The sequence below is a fragment of the Neisseria viridiae genome (assembly GCF_962747995.1).
Lineage (GTDB): Bacteria > Pseudomonadota > Gammaproteobacteria > Burkholderiales > Neisseriaceae > Neisseria > Neisseria viridiae.
Genome location: NZ_CAUJAJ010000001.1, coordinates 241,687 through 261,520 on the forward strand (window position 1 = coordinate 241,687; position 19,834 = coordinate 261,520).

Sequence of the window (19,834 nt, forward strand, 5' to 3'; positions counted from 1 at the left end):
TGCCAGCGGAATGCGGCGGATTCCGCTATAATGGCGGCAATTTTAACCCGCTTGAACAAAAGGATGACAAATGAACCGTCTTTACCCCCACCCGATTATCGCCCGTGAGGGCTGGCCGATTATTGGCGGCGGTTTGGCTTTGAGCCTGCTGGTGTCGATGTGTTGCGGCTGGTGGTCTTTGCCGTTTTGGGTGTTTACCGTATTTGCTTTGCAGTTTTTCCGCGACCCTGCGCGTGAGATTCCGCAAAACCCTGAAGCGGTGTTGAGCCCTGTTGACGGCCGTATCGTGGTGGTTGAACGTGCACGCGATCCGTATCGTGATGTCGATGCTTTGAAAATCAGTATTTTTATGAACGTGTTCAACGTGCATTCGCAAAAATCGCCTGCCGATTGTACGGTAACGAAAGTGGTCTATAACAAAGGTAAATTCGTGAATGCGGATTTGGATAAGGCCAGCACGGAAAATGAACGTAATGCGGTTTTGGCGACTACGGCTTCTGGTCGTGAAATTACTTTTGTTCAAGTGGCCGGTTTGGTGGCGCGCCGTATTTTGTGCTACACCCAAGCAGGTGCGAAACTGTCCCGCGGCGAACGCTATGGCTTTATCCGCTTTGGTTCGCGCGTGGATATGTATCTGCCTGTCGATGCGCAGGCGCAAGTGGCGATTGGCGATAAAGTCACCGGCGTCAGCACTGTATTGGCGCGTTTGCCGCTGACTGATTCTCAAGCCGAGCCTGCTTTACAAGCTGCTCCGGTTGAAACAGCGGCAAACCCATCTGCCGAACAACGGCAAATCGAAGCGGCGGCGGCTAAGATTCAGGCGGCTGTGCAAGATGTGTTGAAAGATTAATTTTGCGAACTGAAATAGAAAATATCAGTACCATCATCCACACGAATGAGGAAGTTTGGTTTTTTGAATTTTTGCTAATGTTCACACCGTCATTCCCACGAAAGTGGGAATCTAGAAACTTAACGTTACAACGATTTATCGGAAACGACTGAAACCGGACGGACTGGATTCCCGCCTGCGCGGGAATGACGACTCATTAGTTACCTAAAACTTAAAAAACAGAAACCTTTACGCCGTCATTCCCACGAAAGTGGGAATCTAGAACCAAAATGCTAAGGCGATTTATCGAAAACGGCTGAAACCGAACGAATTGGATTCCCGCCTGCGCGGGAATGACGGGATCTTGGGTTTTTGCTTTTGATTTTTCTGCTTTTGCGAGAATGACGGCGTGAAAGCAAGAATGATGAAACAAAGAAAATGGGAATGATGGCACAGTGGTTTGTTCTTTGTCTTTGCCATATTTCCTAACAAATTGATTAAAAAGAAAAAAGGTTTTCAGAATGCCGTCTGAAAACCTTTTTTGTTTGCCTGTCCGATTTTAAAACTTCACGTTCACGCCGCCGGTAAAGCTGCGGCCCATTTGCGGCGTATCAGAGAGGAAGCTGCTATGGGCGTAAACAGATTGGTTGAGCAGATTGTCGGCTTTGACGTACCAATTCCACTCGCCATAGCGCGTATTGCGGCGGTAGTTTGCGCCGAGGTTGAGCATATGGTGTCCGGGCGTGCGCGTTTCGTAGCGTGCAAGTTTGTTTTGGGCGAACACGCGGTAGTAGTCCAAATTGGCATCGATGCGGTCGGTCAGCGAGGCTTTCAGGTGGAAGCCGAGGCGCGCAGCCGGAACGCGAGGGGCGTTTTGGTCGTCCTGCGCGATGAAAGGACGCTTGCCGTAGGCATCTTCCCTGCCGGGTAGGGACGGCAGGTTTTTCAGACGGCCTCGTACATAGTCGCCGGAAACGCCGATGCGGTAGCGCGGTGTCGGTTTGAAGTAGATTTCGCCTTCCGCGCCGTAGAAGTCGGCACCGGATTGGTTGTAGCGCACGAGCTTCATTTCGCTGTCGTCTTCGATGGATTTGGGGCCGCGTCCGTCGTTTAAGGTTTGGGCGTAAATGTAGTTGCCGAAGCGGTTGCGGTAGAGTGCCAGATTGTATTGCCAGCGGTCGCCTTCGTAGCCCAGCGCAAGTTCGATGTTGTTGGAACGCTCTTTATTGAGGTGTTTGTTGCCGACTTCAAAAGTGTTGGTGGCAACGTGTTTGCCGTGTGCGTACAGCTCTTGCGTTGACGGCAGGCGTTCCTGATGGGAGGCGGTCAGGCTGAGTTTGTGTTGTGGCGTGAAATACCAGTTGCCCGAAAGTGCGAACGATCGTGCGGTTTGGCGGTGCGCGCCGAGGTCGGGCAGGGGCTGGTTGTAGTAGTTTTCCCGATCAATCAATGCTTTGTCGTACTGGATGGAGGCTTTTTGTTTTTCCACGCGTACGCCGCCTTCAAGCGTGAAGTTATCCCAGTTTGCCTGTTCTACACCGAAAAAGCTGTAATGGCGCACATTGTTGTCAATCAACATCGGCTGTTGGACGGTTTCGGGAATGGCGGAAAGCGCGCTGGATTTTTGTCCCAAATATTGCACGCCCCAGCTGCCTTTCAGACGGCCGATGGGTTGGTGGCGCAACTCGATACGGGCGTTTTGCGTTTTGTTGTTGAAGAAGTTTTCGACCGCATCGCCTGCTTTTTCGTCGTGGTGGTAGTCGTTGCGGTTCAGGTGTACGCGCAGGGCTTCAAAACCGGGGAGCGGCTGCTTCCATTCGGCACGGAGTTCGTAGCGTTTGTTGCGCAGGTCTATCCACGGTCTGCCGTTGTGGGTGTGTGCGTGTGCATTATCGTCGTCGTGGAAGCCGCAGCTCAAGCCTGGATTGTCGTAATCGATGTCTTCTTCGGTCAACAGGTGCGGATAAAGCTGCAAATAGCGTTTGTTAATCAAGCTCTTTTGCCAGATGATGTCGGCGTGGCAATCATCGTATTCGTGGCTGTGGGCAGGCAGACCGTATTGGTCGCGACGGTCGCTGTACGCTACGCCGATAAAGCCTTTTTCGCCTACCCAAGACAGCCCGATGCTGCCTGTTTTGGAATCGGCATGGCTGTCGGGCAGTCGTTTCAGATTGCGGTAACGCGGTACGGCGTAATCGCCCGATTTGCGGTACAAGCCTTCGGTATGCAATACAAAGTTTTTGCCCAAGCCGATATTGATGCCGCCGGACGTGAGTTTTTCCAAATTGCCGCTGCTCAAACGCAATCCGAGTTCGCCCGATACGCCGTTTTCAGGCATTTTTTCGGGGATTTTGCCATCGGCAACATCGACCAGCCCCGCCACATTGCCCGAGCTGTACAAGAGCGTAACCGGCCCGCGCAGGATTTCAACTTGTTGTGACAAGGCGGTATCTACCATAATGGCGTGATCGGGCGAAAAATCCGCCATATCGCCCGTTTCGCCGTGATGGTTCAACACTTTAATCCGCCTGCCTGTTTGACCGCGAATAACGGGAGCGGACGAGCCGCCGCCGTATTGCGAGGCGTGAATGCCCGGCACGCCGTCCAAAGCATCGCCCAAGTTGACGGCTTTTTGGCGCAAGGTATCGCCGGAGAGGATTTTGTCGGAAGCGGTCGAAGTGTGCAACAGCCCGGATGTGGCGCGCGGACGGCTTTTGCCGACGACGCTGACCGTTTTCAAATCCACCGATTGCTCGGTTTCATGTGCTAGGGCGGGGGGGGGCGTGCTGATTAAAAGAATTGATAAAACAATGGGTTTTAGTGTAATTTGTGCCATTTTGGTTTCTCGTCGCATTTCAAAAGTTTGTTATTATATAACATTACATTTTTTATATCATAAGATTTTGAGAAAATCCGGGGCATAGGCAAAAGTTTTTCAAACGACACGGTCGCGGCATCGAGCGGTGTCCATTTGTATCCGCCGTCATTCGGGGGCGCGGTTGATGTTGACGCAGATTCCGCTATGTTTGCCCATTATGTTAGGCTGCGGGATAACCAAAATTTATGAGTGCATAAAAACGGCACGTTCCCGAACGGTCGAAAAGGTGGCAAAATGGCGTACTTGTCAGAACGTGAGGCTCTGCGCCAGGTTCACGAGGGTGCATCGGGCACGCTAAGATATAAGGGGTATGGATGGGGGTATCGGAAATGCAGTTAATAATAAATAAATTATAAATCAATAGGTTAATCACAAAATGCTTTTGTTTATCGACAATTACGACAGTTTTACTTACAACATCGTCCAGTATTTCGCTGAATTGGGGCAGGAAGTTGCCGTGCGCCGCAACGATGATATTACGTTGGAGGAAATCGAAGCCTTGAATCCGCAATATCTCGTTATCGGCCCCGGTCCGTGTTCGCCCAAAGAAGCGGGGATTTCCGTGGCGGCGATGCGCCATTTCGCCGGCCGGCTGCCGATTATGGGCGTGTGCCTCGGGCATCAGACGATAGGCGAGGCGTTCGGCGGCAGGATAGTCCGCGCCAAAACGCTGATGCACGGCAAGGTGTCGCCCGTGTCCCATTCGGGCAAGGGGATGTTTAAGGGTTTGCCCAATCCGGTTACCTGTACGCGTTATCACAGCCTCGTTATCGAACGCGGCACGCTGCCCGAATGTTTGGAAATCACGGCATGGACGGAAGACGGCGAGATTATGGGCGTGCGCCATAAGGAATATGCCGTCGAGGGGGTACAATTCCACCCTGAAGCCCTCTTGACCGAACACGGACATGATATGTTGAACAATTTTTTAATCGAATTTCAAAACTTTAAACCGCAAAAAATCTGACGTGATGCCGTCTGAAGCCCTTCAGACGGCATTTTCGTCCGAATATTGAACGGAGGACAAAAAAATGATTACACCGCAACAGGCCATCGAACGATTAATCGGCAATAACGAGTTGTTTTACGATGAAATGACCGACTTGATGCGTCAGATTATGAGCGGAAAAGTGCCGCCCGAACAAATTGCGGCGATTTTGACCGGATTGCGTATCAAGGTTGAAACCGTTTCCGAAATTACCGCCGCCGCCGCCGTGATGCGCGAGTTTGCGGCAAAAGTGCCGCTGGAGGATGCGGATGGGCTGGTCGATATCGTCGGTACGGGCGGGGATGGTGCCAAAACCTTCAATATTTCGACGACTTCGATGTTTGTTGCCGCAGCGGCAGGCGCGAAGGTTGCCAAACACGGCGGGCGGTCGGTCTCTTCCTCCAGCGGTGCGGCTGACGTGATGGAGCAAATGGGCGCAAACCTCAACCTGACTCCCGAACAGATTGCCCAAAGTATCAGCCAGACCGGTATAGGGTTTATGTTTGCACCCAATCACCACAGTGCCATGCGCTATGTTGCCCCGGTACGACGTTCGCTCGGTTTCCGAAGTATTTTCAATATATTGGGCCCGTTGACCAATCCTGCGGGCGCCCCGAACCAACTTTTGGGCGTGTTCCATACCGATTTGTGCGGCATTCTTTCCAGAGTATTGCAACAGCTCGGCTCCAAACACGTTTTGGTCGTTTGCGGGGAGGGCGGTTTGGATGAAATTACATTAACCGGCAAAACGCGCGTTGCCGAACTCAAAGACAGAAAAATCAGCGAATACGACATCCGCCCAGAAGATTTCGGTATCGAAACCCGCCGCAATTTGGATGAAATCAAAGTTGCCAATACTCAGGAATCTTTGTTAAAAATGAACGAGGTGCTGGAAGGAAGAGAAGGGGCGGCGCGCGATATCGTATTGCTCAACGCCGCCGCTGCCCTGTATGCCGGAAATGTCGCGGCTTCGCTTTCAGACGGCATATCTGCCGCACGGGAAGCCATCGATTCAGGCAGGGCCAAATCGAAAAAAGAGGAGTTTGTCGGTTTTACACGGCAATTTGCCTAAGCAGGCAGAATGAATATAAAGCAACAAATGCCGTCTGAAAACCGTGAACCCGTTTCAGATGGCCTTTATTTAACGTTACCGAGCCAGCGGGTTACAAAGTGCAGTCAATGCCGCTGCACCCTATGCCTCCGAAGCCATAGGCAAGACATTTGGACACGGTAAAAACAAAAACGAAATCGTCCAAACTGTCGGACACTTCCTTTTAATAGCTTGGATTTTAAGTAAATGCCGTCTGAAAAGTTTCAGACGGCATCGGTTTTTAAAAAGGCTTACGCGCCGTAAACGGGGTATTTGTCGCAGAGGGCGGTAATCTGTTTGCGGACGTTTTCCAGATTCGCTTCGTCTTCAGGGTTGGCCAATACGTCGGCAACCAAGTTCGCCAATACGCGCGCGTCGGCTTCGTTGAATCCGCGCGTGGTCATCGCGGCGGAGCCGATGCGGATGCCGGAGGTAACGAACGGTTTTTCCGGATCATTCGGGATGGCGTTTTTGTTGACAGTGATGTGAGCTTTGCCCAAAGCGGCTTCGGCGGCTTTGCCGGTGATTTTCATCGGTTGCAGGTCAACGAGGAAAACGTGGCTTTCGGTACGGCCGGAAACGATGCGCAAACCGCGTTTAACCAATTCTTCCGCCATGGCGGCAGCATTGATTTTCACTTGTTTTGCGTATTGTTTGAATTCGGGTTGCAGGGCTTCTTTGAACGCAACGGCTTTGGCGGCGATAACGTGCATCAACGGACCGCCTTGCAGGCTTGGGAAGATGGAAGAGTTCAGTGCTTTTTCGTGGGTATTGTCACGACACAAAATCACGCCGCCGCGCGGACCGCGCAGGGTTTTGTGGGTGGTGGTGGTCACGAAGTCGCAGAATGGCACGGGGTTAGGATATTCGCCGCCGGCAATCAGGCCGGCATAGTGCGCCATGTCGACAAAGAGGTATGCGCCGACTTTATCGGCGATTTCGCGGAATTTTGCCCAGTCGATTTGCAACGCGTAGGCAGATGCACCGGCCACAATCATTTTGGGTTTGTGTTCAAGAGCCAAGCGTTCGACTTCGGCATAATCGAGCACTTCGTTTTCATCCAAACCATAAGTAATGGCGTTGTAGAGTTTGCCGGAAATATTAACGCTCGCGCCGTGGGTCAAGTGGCCGCCGTGTGCCAGAGACATACCCAAAATGGTGTCGCCCGGTTTCAAAACAGAAGCGTACACAGCTTGGTTGGCTTGGGAACCGGAGTGCGGTTGGACGTTGGCATAGGCGGCACCAAACAGTTCTTTTACACGGTCAATCGCTAATTGTTCGACAATATCGACGTATTCGCAGCCGCCGTAGTAGCGTTTGCCAGGATAGCCTTCGGCGTATTTGTTGGTCAATTGCGAACCTTGTGCCTCCATCACGGCGCAGCTGACGTAGTTTTCAGAGGCAATCAGCTCGACGTGGTCTTGCTGGCGTTGGTCTTCTTGGGCAATGGCTGCTGCCAAATCGGGGTCGTATTGTGCGAGGGTAACGCTTTTTGAAAACATGTTCTCGGCTCCTTTGTGTAATCAGGGTATAAGGGCTGAAAATTTATGCGTAAAGCGTGATATTGTCAACGTTTTTATCAACCGGACGGCGGTGTTAAAAGAAAATTTTGCCGTATCCGATAAAATACTGGATAAAAATATTATCTTTGTTATAATTAATGTAAAGATTCAGTTTGCTTTTTAACCCATTAATGAAGAGAGGAAAGCGATATGTTCCCAGAATACCGTGATTTGATTTCCAAATTGAAACAGGAAGATTCCCACTTCGCCCGTCTGTTCGACGAACACAACGAGCTGGACGATAAAATTACCGGTCTGGTCAACAATCCGGTTACCAGCGGTGCGGAAAACATCGATGAGCTGAAAAAAGCCAAATTGAAACTGAAAGACGAGTTGTACGCCATTCTGCAAAAAGCAGCGGGCAAATAATTCGGGTTTGAGTTTTTGAAATGCCGTCTGAAATGTTTTCAGACGGCATTTTTTCCGTTCAGAAAGGCGGTTTTCTATCTTTTTAAGGCTGTGTACGAAATATCGGCGGCAGCGTCGGATGCGCGCTGCCGCCCTTCTTTATCGGTCAGGCAGCCTGTTTATTTTGAATGCAGGCGGTTGAGGTAATCCACTTCTTCGCGGCTGCCCATAATGACGGCGACGCGCTGGTGCAGGCTTTCGGGCTGTATGTCGAGCATGGTCTGATATGCGTTGCTTGCCGATGCGTCCGCCTGTTCGAGTATCAGGCTCATAGGGTTGGCTTCGTACATCAGGCGCAGTTTGCCGGGTTTGGCGGGGTCGCGTTTGTCTTGCGGATACATGAACACGCCGCCGCGCATCAGGATGCGGTGGATTTCGGCAACCATACTGGCTACCCAGCGCATATTGTAGTTTTTGCCGCGCGTGCCGGTTTCGCCTGCCAAGAGTTCGTCGATGTATTGTTGGACGGGGGGCAGCCAGTGGCGGCGGTTGGACATATTGATGGCGAATTCTTTGGTGCTTTCGGGTACTTTCGGGTTTTCTTTGGTCAGCACAAATTCGTTTTCGGCATTGAGCGTGAACATATACACGCCGTGCCCAAGTGTGAATACGAGCTGGGTTTGAGGCCCGTAAAGAACGTAACCGGCGGCAAGCTGCTGTCTGCCCGTTTGAAGGAATGATTCGGTTGCCAATGCGCCTTCGGGTTTGGCGAGAATGGAGAAAATCGTACCGACGGAAATGTTGACATCAATATTGGACGATCCGTCTAAAGGGTCGAATAGGACGAGATAGCGTCCGTTTTCACCGGCACTCACGAAAGTGTCTTCTTCCTCGCTTGCCAAACCGGCAACGTCAGGGTTGGCTTTGAGTGTATCAATCATAATGTTGTTGGCGATAACGTCTAATTTTTTCTGGTCTTCGCCCTGAATATTGCCCGTGCCCGCCATACCCAATACGCCGGCCAGTGCGCCGAGGCGGACTTTGGCGTTGATTTCGGTGCAGGCGGAAACGACGGACAGTAAAACGCCGCCGAGTGATTCGGACAGTTGGTTTTGTTGCAGATGTTCGGGGAGGAATCGGGTCAGTGTGTCCATAGTTTGCTCGTTTCGGAAAGGTTTGTGCCGTCTGAAAGGCGGCAGGTTGCTGCGGGGCGTTCCTTTGGCGCGTTCCGCCAGATATCGCATGGGATTGTAGTGGAAAAAAACGGCGCGGGGCAAGTCGGAACGCGGCAGGCGGATGAGGAGATATTTATTCTTAAAAGTGCCGGCTGCCGGTATATCGTCCGGTTTTGTTTGTTTGACGGGAGATGCCGTCTGAAGGGCTGTTTCAGACGGCATTGGGGTCAGCGGATTTTGCTGTCCAACAGGTAGCGCGCACCTTCGTCTTGCGCCAGCAGCCGCGTCAGGGCGGGGAGGTTTGCCGCCAATTGTTCCGCCAACAGATAGGGCGGATTGATGACGAACATTCCGCTGCCGTGCATACCGAAGCCGTCGGCTTTCGGAGCGTGGACGTGCAGTTCGGCGTGAAGGTAGTTGTTGGGAACGAGTTTTTTCAATTCTTCCGGCAGCTTGCGGCTTTCTTCGCGACTGAGGCAGGGATACCAGATGAGATAACAGCCGGACTCAAAACGTTTCAGTGCGGTTTTGAGCGTATCCGTCACGCGCCGGTAGTCTTGTTTTTCCTCATAGGGCGGGTCGATGAGAATAACAGCGCGTCGCGGCGGAGGCGGCAGCAGGGAAATCAGCCCTTTGTAACCGTCTTCGCGCAACACTTGTCCGCGTTTGCCCAGTCCTGCTTCGCCCATATTGTTTTGCAGATGGACAAAGTCGGTGGGGTGCAGCTCAAACAGGCGCAATTTGTCGCCGACGCGGGTCAGCGATTGCGCCAGCCACGGAGAACCGCAGTAAAGTTTGGGCGAGGGCAGGATTTTTTGTATGTGCAAAGCAAAGTCAGACAGTTCGGCAGGCAGGTTTTGCGCCTGTCGGAGCAGGGCGATGCCTTGGCGGTATTCACCGACTTTCTGTGCTTCGCTGCTGCCGAGGTCGTACAAACCCGCGCCGCCGTGCGTGTCGATGTACCAGTAGGGCTTGTCTTTGCGGTTGAAATATTGCAGCACTAAAAACAAGGTGAAGTGTTTGAGTATATCGGCGTGGTTGCCGGCGTGGAATGCGTGTCTGTAACTGAGCATGGTATGAAAGCCGTTTGTGCGGAAATGCCGTCTGAACGCGGGAACATGGTTTCAGACGGCATGACGTAATGGAAAACAAATGCTGAATCAGCGTTTTTCGCCGATTTTGCCTTCTTTGCCTTTAAGCAGGTTGCTGATATTGCTTTTGTGGCGGAACAACACCAGCAAAGCAATGGCGACGGTCGCCCAAACCCACGAGACGTGCGGCATAAAGAAGGATGCGGCGACCGGTGCGGCGATTGTGGCGGTTAATGCGGCAAGGGAGGACACCTTGAAGCCGAATGCCATAACAAGCCAAATCAACGCGCAGACCAAGGCAGTTGCGGGAGAGAGTGCCAGAAGCACGCCCAATGCCGTTGCCACGCCTTTGCCGCCCTTAAATCCGAAAAACACCGGCCACATATGCCCGACCAGCGCGGCGAGTGCGACGGCAGCGATTGCGCTGTCGGACAAGCCGAGCAGTTCTTGAAACACGCGTGCAAGCAAAACGGCAACCAAACCTTTGGCAGCATCGCCCAAGAGCGTCAGCGCGGCTGCCTTTTTTTTGCCGCTGCGTAAAACATTGGTCGCGCCGGGATTGCCCGATCCGTAGGTGCGCGGGTCGTCCATGCCGTAATACTTGGACACGATGACGGCAAAAGAAAGTGAGCCGATCAGATAGGAAACGGCAACAGCCGGTATGTTGAACATTTGCGGTACTTTACTTAGAATGGTGCGGTTATTTTAGCAAAAAACGGGGCGGATTATGGATAAAATCTTTTTGCACGGCATGAAGGCGGATACGCTTATCGGCGTGTACGGCTGGGAACGCGAACGGTTGCAGACCCTGATTGTCGATTTGGACATCGGCATTCCCGAGAAAGCGGGTTCGGACGACGATATTGCCAATACGGTGCATTATGCCGAGGTATGCGAAACGCTGCGCCGACATCTGAAAGAACAGGATTTCCTGCTTTTGGAAGCGTTGGCGGAATATATTGCCGATTTGGTTTTGGGATATTTCGGCGCGTTATGGGTGCGCGTGAAAATCGTCAAGCCGGGTATTTTGGAAGGCGTGCGCGAGGTTGGCGTGGAAATCGAGCGCGGCAAGCGTGAAGATTGAACGGCAGAATAGGAAACGGAAAGGAGATGTGAAGTGGATTTGAGGGAAGTAAAATTAGGCGGCGAAACCATTTACGAGGGCGGTTTCGTCAGTATCAGCAGGGATAAGGTCAGGTTACCCAACGGTAATGAAGGGCAGCGTATCGTCATCCGTCATCCGGGTGCGGCGTGCGTGTTGGCGGTAACGGATGAGGAAAAGGTCGTTTTGGTGCGGCAGTGGCGTTATGCGGCAAATCAGGCGACATTGGAACTTCCTGCGGGTAAGCTGGATGTGGCGGGCGAGGATATGGCAGCGTGTGCGCTGCGAGAATTGGCGGAAGAAACGCCTTATACCGCCGACAGCGTGCGCCTGCTGTACAGCTTTTATACGGCGGTCGGTTTTTGCAACGAAAAAATGTATCTGTTCGAGGCGGAAGGCGTGCGTTTGGGCAGTACGCTTTCTAATGATGAAGATGAAATAACGGAAACCGTGCTGATGTCGAAAGATGAAGTCCGTCAGGCATTGGCAAACGATGAAATTAAAGACGGTAAAACATTAATCGGTTTGCAATACTGGCTGATGAAGGATTGACAGGATGTTGGAACTGCCCGCCGGAGTAAGTCGGCGGGCATTTTGTTTGGCGGATGGGATATGCCTTTTCGGCTTGTCTCTGGGTGCGTCCTTTAAAGTAATTCGTGCTTTAGTAATAAGAGGGAAAGGGGTATGATAATTACCCAAACGAACATGATAATTTTTAAGAATAGTTAATAATGAATATCTTTGTTACTGATTTTTCTTACAGGTTTATTAGTTTATTGGTTCTGTCTTATATACCGTCAATTCATTCATCGGATGATGATATTGATTTTGGCAAAAGGGTTATGATGGTTACTTTTTTTGCATTTTTAGACGCAGCAATAGAGTGTTTTTTTTAAGAAATAGAGCTGGATTTCGCGGGAGAGCTATCCTTACCTATGGCGCATCAGGCATATTGCTCCATTAGGGCAATAACCGGTTTCAAACTTTGGTCATCGGAAAAATAAGTCTTCATAAAATCCAATAGCGACATGTTTGCATTCTTGACAGGGTGATGCACATCTGCACCTTTGTCCAGCATGGCTTTTAAAACGTCCAGTCTGTCGGGGATGCCGCCTATCATGGCCAAAGGAATTCCTTGGTCGGTATAGGTTTCAATGTTCGGATCCGCTCCGGCCTCCAACAGTACCATGACCGCATCTCCGTTTTCTGCCCGCATCGCGTAATGCAGCGGTGTCATGCCGTAGATGTCTTGGGCGTTTACAGGGACACCTTTGTCTATGTAAAACCGTATAGTTTCAGGTGATGACGGATTCCAAATATTAGCCCTATGCAGGCTATTCCATTTTTCGGGCTCACTTACCCTTAAAGGATCCAGTTTTCCTTCTTCCACCATTTTTTGCAGAAAGTCGGTATCTCCATGCCGATTTGCTATCACAATCAACATACCTAAATCATTTTGATATTCAAGCTGTTTCTGTCTATAAATTTCCAAATCATTTATCATTTATTTACTCCTTGATTTTAAAAAAATCTTCATATCCTCTTTAATTTCATCCAGCTCATCATTACCTGGTTTTTCAAACCTGGGGTTGTGAGACTCGTTTTCCGCCTTGTTCTGCAGAGCAAACAATTTTTTCGTCCTTTTCGGGTCGTTCACATACTCATTCAACTGGCTCTGCGTCATGCCTAATTCGTCGGTGGATCTGTTTTTTTATCAAAGTTGGGTTTCGGCGGCTCGTCTTTTTGAGCTGCTTCTCAAAGCCTTGGTGGTTTCATCTTGCCAAGGCTTTTTCTTTGTTACAGACCTAAAAGCTCAATTTGAATTTGAGAACGGTAATTGGCACAGGCAGTATTTAAACAAGCGAAGCCAATTTATAGATTATGTCAAAACCAAAGGAAGCAATTTTTTGTGATTATTTGACTGCCGTCCCTATCTTCAGCCCGAGCCAAGTCAGCAGCAGCGAACCTGCCGTGTGCAGGAAAATATTGGCAAGTGCCGAAGCGGGACGATTCGATTGGAGCAGGGAGACGGTTTCCAGTGAAAATCCGGAAAGCGTGGTCAGGCTGCCGAGGAAACCGGTAATCAGCAGCAGCTTCCATTGCGGATGGCTGACGGTTTCGGCAAAGATGCCGATGAGCAGCGCACCCGTCCAGTTGGCAAACAGGTTGCCCGTGGCGGGAGACAACGATGCGGGAACGGCGAGGTTGAGCAGCCAACGCGCAGTCGCACCGAGTGCCGCACCGACGGAGAGGGGGATGATGTTGGAAAGCATGGTTTTGTCTGCCTATGCCGTCTGAAGGCTACCGCCATATGCTGCGGTCGGACTTCAGATAGCGGTTGTCATCGAAAGTGTTGATCCAATGGGGCTTCAGGGCAACAAATATGGCAGTTGAAATGCCGCTGAGGAAGGCTTCCGCCCACGCCAGCAGAATAAAGACGGGCAGGGCGGTCGTCCACAATATTTCGGACGGAAAAGCGTTTGCGGCATCCAAAATACCGGTCAGCACCAGCCCGGTCAGCAGAATGCCGGCGGCGGAAGCGAGAAAGCCGTTGACGAAAATAAAGATGAAAATATTGGGCGGCAGGCGGTCGACCAGCACACGCGACAGGCGGTTGACGGCAAGTGCGGGCAAAATCAGAACCAATACGTTTGCAGGATACGCACCGGAAGAGCCGGCAAACAGCAGGCAGTATGGAAGCATTAGAATCGAGGCAAGCCAAAGGGCGGCGGAGGTATCCACCATCAGAGCGACCAGGTTGACGGCGAGCAGGTGATAGCTCATTTGGGCAAGCTGTCCGCCGCCGGCAGCGGTGTTCAAACTCCATGCCGCAGAAAAAATAACGATACAGAGCGGTACGGCGGAACGGTAGCGGGCAAGCGAGCGGAATGCCGACGGTCCGGAAGCTGCCAATAGGAGGATGAGTGCAATCCATGAAGCCCCCAGCAGCATATCTGAAAACCAGACTGTTTGGAAAATCATGCCAATACCGTAAAGATGAATAAGAGAGCATCTATTATAGTGCTGCCTGCGGCAAACAGAAAGCTGTAATGATTTTGACCGAATTGTCGGTCAGGTTGTTTTGTTTATAATGGAAACACGTTAAAATATACCTATTTAATCGTTTGCTTTGCGGGAAACTGCATATGTTTTGGATAGTTCTGATCATTATTTTGTTGCTTGCTATTGCGGGTTTGTTTTTTATCCGAGCACAATCCGAACGGGAATGGGTGCGTGAAGTTTCTGAATGGCAGGAAAATAAAGGGGGACAACAGGAGGAATTACCTGAAATCCAAGACAGGATGCCTAATTTTCTCGAGCTTGGTCTGATGATTTTTCATGCGGTCAAAGCGGCGGTATGCTGGCTTTCCGTTAATATTGTCCGTTTTTGCCGGAATTATCTGGCGCACGAATCCGAACCGGACAGGTCCGTTCCGCCTGCTTCTGCAAACCGTGAGGATGTTCCGACCGCATCCGACGGGTATTCAGACAGCGGAAACGGGACGGAAGAAGCGGAAACGGAAGCAGCAGAAACTGCGGAGGAAGAGGCTGCCGATACGGAAGACATTGCAACTGCCGTAATCGACAACCGCCGCATCCCATTCGACAGGAGTATTGCTGAAGGGTTGATGCCGTCTGAAAGCGAAACTTCGCCCGTCCGTCCGGTTTTTAAAGAAATCACTTTGGAAGAAGCAACGCGTGCCTTAAACAGCGCGGCTTTAAGGGAAACGAAAAAACGCTATATCGATGCATTTGAGAAAAACGAAACAGCGGCCCCAAAAGTCCGCGTGTCCGATACCCCGATGGAAGGGCTGCAGATTATCGGTTTGGACGACCCTGTGCTTCAACGCACGTATTCCCGTATGTTCGATGCGGACAAAGAAGCGTTTTCCGAGTCTGCGGATTACGGATTTGAGCCGTATTTTGAGAAGCAGCATCCGTCTGCCTTTTCTGTAGTCAAAGCCGAAAATGCACGGAATGCGCCGTTCCGCCGTCATGCAGGGCAGGGGAAAGGGCAGGCGGAGGCAAAATCCCCGGATGTTTCCCAAGGGCAGTCCGTTTCAGACGGCACAGCCGTCCACGATGCCTGCCGCCGCGTTTCCGTCAATTTGAAAGAACCGAACAAGGCAACGGTTTCTGCGGAGGCGCGGATTTCGCGCCTGATTCCGGAAAGTCGGACGGTTGTCGGGAAACGGGATATCGAAATGCCGTCTGAAACCGAAAATGTTTTCACGGAAACTGTTTCGTCTGTGGGATACGGGGGGTCGGTTTATGATGAAACTGCCGATATCCATATTGAAGAGCCTGCCGCGCCGGATGCGTGGGTGGTCGAGCCGCCCGAAATGCCGAAAGTTTTCACGCCCGAAATCGATATTCTGCCGCCGCCGCCCGTATCGGAAATCTACAACCGTACCTATGAACCGCCGGCAGGATTCGAGCAGGCACAACGCAGCCGCATTGCTGAAACCGACCATCTTGCCGATGATGTTTTGAATGGAGGTTGGCAAGAGGAAACCGACGCTATTGCGGATGACGGCAGTGAGGGTGTGGCAGAGCGGTCAAGCGGGCAATATTTGTCCGATGACGGAGCGTTCGGGCATGACAGTCGGGCGGTTTGTCCGTTTGAAGATGTGCCGTCTGAACGCCCGTCCCGCCGGGCATCGGATACGGAAGCGGATGAAGAGGCGTTCAAATCGGAAGAAACCGGTGCGGAATCCGAACACCTGCCGACAACCGACCTGCTTCTGCCTCCGCTGTTCAATCCCGAGGCGACGCAAACCGAAGAAGAGCTGTTGGAAAACAGCATCACCATCGAAGAAAAATTGGCGGAATTCAAAGTCAAGGTCAAGGTTGTCGATTCCTATTCCGGCCCCGTGATTACGCGTTATGAAATCGAACCGGATGTCGGCGTTCGCGGCAATTCGGTTCTGAATCTGGAAAAAGATTTGGCGCGTTCGCTCGGCGTGGCTTCTATCCGCGTTGTCGAAACCATCCCCGGCAAAACCTGCATGGGTTTGGAACTTCCGAACCCGAAACGCCAAATGATACGCCTGAGCGAAATCTTCAATTCGCCCGAGTTTGCCGAATCCAAATCCAAGCTGACGCTCGCGCTCGGTCAGGACATCACCGGACAGCCCGTCGTAACCGACTTGGGCAAAGCACCGCATTTGCTGGTTGCCGGCACGACCGGTTCGGGCAAATCGGTGGGTGTCAACGCGATGATTCTGTCTATGCTTTTCAAAGCCGCGCCGGAAGACGTGCGTATGATTATGATCGATCCGAAAATGCTGGAATTGAGCATTTACGAAGGCATCCCTCACTTGCTTGCCCCTGTCGTTACCGATATGAAGCTGGCGGCAAACGCGCTGAACTGGTGTGTTAACGAAATGGAAAAACGCTACCGCCTGATGAGCTTTATGGGCGTGCGCAATCTTGCGGGCTTCAACCAAAAAATCGCCGAAGCCGCAGCAAGGGGAGAAAAAATCGGCAACCCGTTCAGCCTCACGCCCGACGATCCCGAACCTTTGGAAAAACTGCCGTTTATCGTGGTCGTGGTCGATGAGTTTGCCGATTTGATGATGACGGCGGGCAAGAAAATCGAAGAACTGATTGCCCGCCTCGCCCAGAAAGCCCGCGCGGCAGGCATCCATCTGATTCTTGCCACACAACGCCCCAGCGTCGATGTGATTACAGGGTTGATTAAGGCGAACATCCCGACGCGCATCGCGTTCCAAGTGTCCAGCAAAATCGACAGCCGCACGATTCTCGACCAAATGGGCGCGGAAAACCTGCTCGGTCAGGGCGATATGCTGTTCCTGCCGCCGGGTACGGCCTATCCGCAACGCGTTCACGGCGCGTTTGCCTCGGATGAAGAGGTGCACCGCGTGGTCGAATATTTGAAGCAGTTTGGCGAGCCGGACTATGTTGACGATATTTTGAGCGGCGGCGGCAGCGAAGAGCTGCCCGGCATCGGGCGCAGCGGCGACGGCGAAGCCGATCCGATGTACGACGAGGCCGTATCCGTTGTCCTGAAAACGCGCAAAGCCAGCATTTCGGGCGTACAGCGCGCCTTGCGTATCGGCTACAACCGCGCCGCGCGTCTGATTGACCAGATGGAGGCGGAAGGCATTGTGTCCGCACCGGAACACAACGGCAACCGTACGATTCTCGTCCCCTTGGACAATGCTTGATTTTTTGCAAATGGAAATGCCGTCTGAAGACTGTTTCAGACGGCATTTTTATCGGACGTTTGAATGCGGATTATTCCCTGACCTGCCCAACGCCCCGAATGATGTATTTATAGCTTGTCAGCTCTTTCAAACCCATCGGACCCCGGGCGTGGAGTTTTTGCGTGGAGATGCCCATTTCGCAACCCAAGCCGAATTCGCCGCCGTCGGTAAAGCGCGTGGACGCGTTGACATACACGGCGGCAGAATCGATATGGGTCGTGAAATAGTCCGCAGCGTGGCGGTTTTCGGTAACGATGCCGTCTGAATGGTGCGTGCCGTGCGTTTCGATGTGCCCGACCGCCTCTTCGACCGAAGCGACGGTTTTCACGGCGAGGATGTAGTCTAAAAACTCGGTATCGAAATCGTCTGCACCCGCCGCTTCGCCGCCGATATGCCGCGCCGCCTGCGAATCCAAACGGAAGCGGACGGGCGGCAGTCCGGCTTCTATACGGTCGCGAACCAACAGCCGTTCGAGCTTGGGCAGGAAGTCGGCAGCAATGTCTTCATGCACCAGCAGCACTTCCATCGAGTTGCACACGGACGGACGGCTGGTTTTGGCGTTGTACACGATACGGAGCGCCTTGTCCCAATCCGCGTCCTTGTCGATATAAATGTGGACGATGCCCGTCCCCGTTTCAATGACCGGCACGACGGCATTTTCAACCACCGCCCGTATCAGCCCCGTCCCGCCGCGCGGAATCAGCAGGTCTAGATAATCTTTCGCCCTCATCATTTCGTAACTGCCCTCGCGCCCGGTGTCTTCAATCAACTGGAGCGCGTCGGGGGAGATGCGGGTTTGCGCCAACCCCGTTTTCAGGGCGGCAACGATGGCGCGTGCGGATTGGAATGCATCTTTGCCGCTGCGGAGTACGACCGCGCTGCCGCTTTTCAGTGCCAAAGCCGCCGCATCGGAAGTAACGTTCGGGCGGCTTTCGTAAATAATGCCGATAACGCCCATCGCCACGCGCTTTTTAACGATTTCCAAGCCGTTGGGCAAAGTCGAGGTTTCCAGTATTTCGCCCACGGGGTCGGGCAGCGCGGCAACCGCCCTGATGCCGTCCGCCATCGCACAAATGCGTTTGCCGTCCAACAAAAGGCGGTCGGTCATGCTTTCGGGAATTTTGCCTGCCGCCGCTTCCAAATCCAAACGGTTTGCCGCCAAAATATCTTCCGCCGCCGCTTCCAGACTGTCCGCCATAGCAAGCAGCGCGCGGTTTTTTTCTGCCGTATCCGCCGTGTTGGCGGATTTTTTTGCCGCTTTGGCAAGGGCAAGCTGTTTTTGTGTGTTTGACATGGGTTTCCTTTTCTAAAATTCGGTCAGAAGCAGGAGTATTTCGGGCGTGATGGAAATCCAGTCGTCCCGATGGATGAATACGCCTTTCGCCTTACGCGATTTGAGCAGGTCTTCGGCGGCGGCAGAGCCGAACAGGACGCGCCCTTTGCCCAAAGGCTGTTTGCTTGCGCTGCTGTACACGGTTACGGTGTCCATACGGGAGAAATGCCCTTCGATTCCGGCAATGCCCGACATCAGCAGGCTTTTTCCCTGTTCGGACAAAGCGTGTTCCGCACCTTCGTCCACATAAACGCCGCCCCGGCTTTCGGAATAGAACGCCAGCCATTGCTTCTGCGTCCGCAAACCTTTGGTGCGTGGGACGAAAAACGAGCCGTCCGCCTGATTATCTGCCGCTTCGGCAAGTGCATCGGGTTTGAGCGAGGAACAGATATAGACCGGTACGCCGGACTCGGTCGCAATCGTCGCCGCTTTGATTTTGGTCAGCATACCGCCCGTGCCGTTTGACGAGCCCGCGCCGCCTGCCATTTCGATGATTTCATGGTTGATGTGTTCGATTCTGTCCAGCCGTACGGCATCGGGATTGCTGTTCGGGTTGCCGGTGTAAAGCCCGTCTATGTCGGTCAGCAGCACCAAAAGGTCTGCCTGTATCATCGCCGCCACTTGCGCACTCAATGTGTCGTTGTCGCCGATTTTCAACTCCTCAACCGAAACCGTATCGTTTTCATTGATGATGGGAATCGCGCGGCGTTGCAGCAGCACGGAAAGCGCGCCGCCGGCATTTTGGTAGCGGCGTTTGTCGGCAAAGTCGGCGCGGCTGAGCAGGATTTGCGCGGACACGATGCCGTCTGAAGACAGGTTTGCCGTATATTCTTCCATTAGCAGCCCCTGCCCGACGGCGGCGGAAGCCTGTTTGTCGGCGATTTTGACCGGACGTTTTTTGAAACCCAGCGCACCGAACCCTGCCGCAACCGCGCCGGATGAAACCAAGACCAGCTCGTGTCCCGCATGATGCAATGCGGCAAGCTGGCGGGTAATGGTTTGGATTTTGCCGCGCGAGAGGCTGCCGTCCGAATGGGTAATCGAAGATGTGCCGACTTTAAATACGATTCTCTTGTATTTCATTGTTTCTGTTCTTTGCGTTTGTAGCGTTTGGTTTGTTGCTGTCGAATTTGCCCTGTTCTGCCGCAATTGTCAACAATTGCGGCGCGCCTGCAATAAAATAGACAAAATGTATAAAATTAATAAAA

17 protein-coding genes are annotated in these 19,834 nt (G+C 52.4%); 7 read left to right on the forward strand and 10 right to left on the reverse strand.

Annotation, left to right across the window (positions count from 1 at the left end):
* The first annotated feature begins 70 nt into the window (after positions 1-70).
* Positions 71-850, forward strand: coding sequence for a phosphatidylserine decarboxylase (locus tag Q9J79_RS01320; protein ID WP_301911340.1), 780 nt, complete (start codon positions 71-73; stop codon positions 848-850).
* A 538-nt stretch (positions 851-1,388) separates the two neighbouring features.
* On the opposite strand, the gene znuD is transcribed toward Q9J79_RS01320, so the two are convergent.
* Positions 1,389-3,665 (reverse strand): TonB-dependent zinc receptor ZnuD, encoded by a 2,277-nt coding sequence (gene znuD, locus Q9J79_RS01325; protein WP_301911339.1) that lies wholly within the window; start codon positions 3,663-3,665, stop codon positions 1,389-1,391.
* A gap of 418 nt (positions 3,666-4,083) precedes the next feature.
* Here znuD and Q9J79_RS01330 point away from each other — a divergent pair, with 418 nt between their 5' ends.
* Both Q9J79_RS01330 and trpD read left to right on the forward strand, forming a co-directional pair.
* Positions 4,084-4,674 (forward strand): aminodeoxychorismate/anthranilate synthase component II, encoded by a 591-nt coding sequence (locus tag Q9J79_RS01330; protein WP_014582419.1) that lies wholly within the window; start codon positions 4,084-4,086, stop codon positions 4,672-4,674.
* Between the two features lie 64 nt (positions 4,675-4,738).
* Positions 4,739-5,767, forward strand: a complete 1,029-nt coding sequence (gene trpD, locus Q9J79_RS01335) for an anthranilate phosphoribosyltransferase (protein WP_301911338.1) — start codon at positions 4,739-4,741, stop codon at positions 5,765-5,767.
* Between the two features lie 269 nt (positions 5,768-6,036).
* Here trpD and glyA read toward each other — a convergent pair whose 3' ends face one another.
* Positions 6,037-7,287, reverse strand: a complete 1,251-nt coding sequence (gene glyA / locus Q9J79_RS01340) for a serine hydroxymethyltransferase (RefSeq protein WP_301911337.1) — start codon at positions 7,285-7,287, stop codon at positions 6,037-6,039.
* A gap of 210 nt (positions 7,288-7,497) precedes the next feature.
* Between glyA and Q9J79_RS01345 the strand changes: the two genes are divergently transcribed.
* On the forward strand, positions 7,498-7,716 hold the full coding sequence (locus Q9J79_RS01345; RefSeq protein WP_003754814.1) for an HP1242/YdcH family protein: 219 nt from the start codon (positions 7,498-7,500) through the stop codon (positions 7,714-7,716).
* Positions 7,717-7,874: 158 nt separating this feature from the next.
* On the opposite strand, the gene Q9J79_RS01350 is transcribed toward Q9J79_RS01345, so the two are convergent.
* From Q9J79_RS01350 to plsY, 3 genes are all read right to left on the reverse strand, one after another.
* On the reverse strand, positions 7,875-8,849 hold the full coding sequence (locus Q9J79_RS01350; protein ID WP_301911378.1) for a class 1 fructose-bisphosphatase: 975 nt from the start codon (positions 8,847-8,849) through the stop codon (positions 7,875-7,877).
* Between the two features lie 248 nt (positions 8,850-9,097).
* Complete coding sequence (locus Q9J79_RS01355; RefSeq protein ID WP_301911336.1) at positions 9,098-9,943, reverse strand: 23S rRNA (adenine(2030)-N(6))-methyltransferase RlmJ; 846 nt, start codon at positions 9,941-9,943, stop codon at positions 9,098-9,100.
* A gap of 87 nt (positions 9,944-10,030) precedes the next feature.
* Entirely contained in the window at positions 10,031-10,633 is a 603-nt protein-coding gene (gene plsY / locus Q9J79_RS01360) for a glycerol-3-phosphate 1-O-acyltransferase PlsY (protein WP_301911335.1), read from the reverse strand.
* A gap of 55 nt (positions 10,634-10,688) precedes the next feature.
* Here plsY and folB point away from each other — a divergent pair, with 55 nt between their 5' ends.
* On the forward strand, positions 10,689-11,045 hold the full coding sequence (folB, locus tag Q9J79_RS01365) for a dihydroneopterin aldolase (RefSeq protein ID WP_301911334.1): 357 nt from the start codon (positions 10,689-10,691) through the stop codon (positions 11,043-11,045).
* 33 nt (positions 11,046-11,078) lie between these two features.
* The gene (locus Q9J79_RS01370; RefSeq protein WP_301911333.1) at positions 11,079-11,615 is read left to right on the forward strand and encodes an NUDIX hydrolase; all 537 of its coding nucleotides are present in this window, start codon (positions 11,079-11,081) and stop codon (positions 11,613-11,615) included.
* A gap of 391 nt (positions 11,616-12,006) precedes the next feature.
* Here the strand turns inward: Q9J79_RS01370 and Q9J79_RS01375 are convergent, their stop codons facing one another.
* The 3 genes from Q9J79_RS01375 to Q9J79_RS01385 all read right to left on the reverse strand — a co-directional run bounded on the left by Q9J79_RS01375 (position 12,007) and on the right by Q9J79_RS01385 (position 14,045).
* A complete protein-coding gene (locus Q9J79_RS01375; protein ID WP_301911332.1) occupies positions 12,007-12,567 on the reverse strand; it encodes an ankyrin repeat domain-containing protein in 561 nt (186 codons plus the stop codon).
* Between the two features lie 409 nt (positions 12,568-12,976).
* Positions 12,977-13,336 carry a fluoride efflux transporter CrcB gene (locus tag Q9J79_RS01380; protein WP_301911331.1) on the reverse strand — a complete coding sequence of 120 codons (360 nt, stop codon included), beginning with the start codon at positions 13,334-13,336 and terminating at the stop codon, positions 12,977-12,979.
* Positions 13,337-13,364: 28 nt separating this feature from the next.
* Positions 13,365-14,045, reverse strand: a complete 681-nt coding sequence (locus Q9J79_RS01385; RefSeq protein WP_301911330.1) for an energy-coupling factor ABC transporter permease — start codon at positions 14,043-14,045, stop codon at positions 13,365-13,367.
* 164 nt (positions 14,046-14,209) lie between these two features.
* On the opposite strand from Q9J79_RS01385, the gene Q9J79_RS01390 reads away from it, so the two are divergent.
* The gene (locus Q9J79_RS01390; RefSeq protein WP_301911329.1) at positions 14,210-17,254 is read left to right on the forward strand and encodes a DNA translocase FtsK; all 3,045 of its coding nucleotides are present in this window, start codon (positions 14,210-14,212) and stop codon (positions 17,252-17,254) included.
* A 70-nt stretch (positions 17,255-17,324) separates the two neighbouring features.
* Here Q9J79_RS01390 and Q9J79_RS01395 read toward each other — a convergent pair whose 3' ends face one another.
* Complete coding sequence (locus Q9J79_RS01395; protein WP_301673693.1) at positions 17,325-18,587, reverse strand: glutamate-5-semialdehyde dehydrogenase; 1,263 nt, start codon at positions 18,585-18,587, stop codon at positions 17,325-17,327.
* Positions 18,588-18,599: 12 nt separating this feature from the next.
* Positions 18,600-19,709, reverse strand: a complete 1,110-nt coding sequence (gene proB, locus Q9J79_RS01400; protein ID WP_301673694.1) for a glutamate 5-kinase — start codon at positions 19,707-19,709, stop codon at positions 18,600-18,602.
* Between the last annotated feature and the right edge of the window lie 125 nt (positions 19,710-19,834).